This is a genomic window from Sphingobacterium cavernae (genome assembly GCF_008520265.1).
GTDB lineage: Bacteria > Bacteroidota > Bacteroidia > Sphingobacteriales > Sphingobacteriaceae > Sphingobacterium > Sphingobacterium cavernae.
The window spans coordinates 1-2,074 of sequence record NZ_VIQM01000107.1; the positions used below are offsets into that span (position 1 = coordinate 1).

Genomic DNA, 2,074 nt, shown 5'->3' on the forward strand with positions numbered 1-2,074 from the left:
AACAGCACAGAAATTAGCAATTTGGTTTCCGGGAAGAATGGTGTTAGATTTGCAATAAGAAAAATGGTTGAATTACCGCCCCGCGGGGAGGTAATTCAACCATTGACACAGTTTATTTTACACTCCCACATTTTTTGTTAAATTTTATCGTTTGGTGAGATTAACTTAAGAGAACATTTCCAATAAAGTATTAACAACTTCTTTTTGTGTAGAATTTTCAATTTCCCCTAGTTTACCCTTTAATCTTTTTTTATCAACAGATCTTATATGGTCTAAAGCAATCTGACCTTGCTTTCCATCTACCTTACAATTTACGCGCATAGGATAAGGCTTTAGGGTCGATGTCAGCGGTGCAATAATTACTGTGTTTAAAGCATTATTCATTTCATTTGGTGAAACTATAACAGCAGGTCTAATTTTATTAATTTCGCTACCAATGGTAGGATTAAGGTCAATAAAATAAACTTCAAATCTTTTTACCATGTCCATTCTGTTTTGTCGAAATCATTATCAAAATATTCTAAAGCATCTTTATCTTTTAAAGAGTTGGCTTTTAATAACATTTCTTCCCAGTTTTCACGATGTTTTGATTTAACTGCTTCGATAATGATTTTAGAATCCTTGACAGATAAATAAACTTCATCTGTAACATGGAGTTGGTCAAGAATTTGCTTTCCTATTATAATTCCAAAAGAATTACCGATTTTTCTAACTTTAGTTTTCATAATAATAAAGTTATAACAATATTATAACAAATCAAAATTTAAGCTATAATTGTTTTATATTTTTCTGAGATTATTTGATTTGCATTTGTTTTATTTCTTCATTTGTGTGGTTATCAAGAATTTTAGCGTATCTGTAAAATGTTGCTCTGGTTAGTCCAAGTCCTTTATAAATTTCTTCGGGTGTTTTAGTTAAATCTTTATAGATAGAGCGCATTACTAATAATTTAGCCACCTTTTCTTTTGTAAATCCTTTAGGTCTGCCACCGGTTCTTCCTCTTGCTCTTGCGGATTGCAAACCTGCATTTGTTCTTTCTCTTATTAGCTCCCTTTCATATTCTGCCAATGAAGCCATAAGGTTAAGAAATAGTCTACCATTAATAGTTGAGGTATCTACACTATCAGAAATACCCTTTATAATGATTCCTTTATCATTTAAGCTCAATACTAAATCAATTATATTTTTTAAACTTCTTCCTAGTCGGTCTAATCGCCATACATAAAGCTCATCCCCCTGTCTAAACTGCTCAATCATTTTGTCAAGTTCTGGTCGATTCTTTGTTGCTCCCGAAATTTTTTCTTGATATATTTTTTCACAACCTGCTTTTTGTAAAGCTTCAATTTGCAAATCCAAATTTTGGTCTTTAGTTGAAACTCTTGCGTACCCAATTTTCATAATTTGTTACATAAAACTCATATATAGTAAATATATGAGACTTTGATTAATGATATAAGTTGTTGAGATATTGTTTTATAGGTTTAATATGGTAGTAAGATGCCTTTTATAAAATCTCAATAAACCACCGTATTGCGAAACTATAACAATACAAGATAGTATTTGTATAAGTGATAATTCGTCTATTCAAGAAAGATCATGAGGAGAATTATTTTTCAGCTTTATTCATTTTTTCAATTGCAATTTTTCTCAGCTTTGGATTCTCTTCATTGCTTGCGATATTTCCAAGTTCGATTTGGTCTGTTATTTTTTCAATTGCAATTTTTCTCAGCTTTGGATCCTCTTCATTGCTTGCGATATTTCCAAGCTCTATTTGATCTGTTATTTTTTCAATTGCAATTTTTCTCAGCTTTGGATCCTCTTCATTGCTTGCGATATTTCCAAGTTCGATTTGGTCTGTTATTTTTTCAATTGCAATTTTTCTCAGCTTTGGATTCTCTTCATTGCTTGCGATATTTCCAAGCTCTATTTGATCTGTTATTTTTTCAATGGATATTTCGGATTGATTTGTGCCACCGTTTTCGGTCAAACAGTGCCAAAATTTTCGTTTCGATTTGTGCCAATCTGAAAAAAATAGGAATGTAAAACGGTTCGATTTATGCCATTGTTTAATAAC

Annotated in this window: 4 protein-coding genes; all 4 read right to left on the reverse strand. The window is 31.2% G+C overall.

The window, feature by feature from the left end:
• Window positions 1–165: 165 nt before the first annotated feature.
• Window positions 166–483: a type II toxin-antitoxin system PemK/MazF family toxin gene (locus FLS47_RS16935; protein WP_223225402.1), complete on the reverse strand. Its 318-nt coding sequence runs from the start codon at window positions 481–483 to the stop codon at window positions 166–168.
• Window positions 477–725 carry an AbrB/MazE/SpoVT family DNA-binding domain-containing protein gene (locus FLS47_RS16940; RefSeq protein WP_188347476.1) on the reverse strand — a complete coding sequence of 83 codons (249 nt, stop codon included), beginning with the start codon at window positions 723–725 and terminating at the stop codon, window positions 477–479. The genes FLS47_RS16935 and FLS47_RS16940 overlap by 7 nt, the downstream gene beginning before the upstream one ends.
• Before the next feature lie 70 nt (window positions 726–795).
• Window positions 796–1,398 (reverse strand): recombinase family protein, encoded by a 603-nt coding sequence (locus FLS47_RS16945; RefSeq protein ID WP_149915507.1) that lies wholly within the window; start codon window positions 1,396–1,398, stop codon window positions 796–798.
• A 208-nt stretch (window positions 1,399–1,606) separates the two neighbouring features.
• The coding region (locus FLS47_RS16950) for a hypothetical protein (protein ID WP_223225403.1) at window positions 1,607–2,074 on the reverse strand (468 nt) is incomplete at its 5' end.

Coding starts and splice junctions, on each gene's coding strand:
- FLS47_RS16935 (WP_223225402.1), bottom strand. CDS start 483: ATGGTAAAAAGATTTGAAGTTTATTTTATTGACCTTAATCCTACCATT.
- FLS47_RS16940 (WP_188347476.1), bottom strand. CDS start 725: ATGAAAACTAAAGTTAGAAAAATCGGTAATTCTTTTGGAATTATAATA.
- FLS47_RS16945 (WP_149915507.1), bottom strand. CDS start 1,398: ATGAAAATTGGGTACGCAAGAGTTTCAACTAAAGACCAAAATTTGGAT.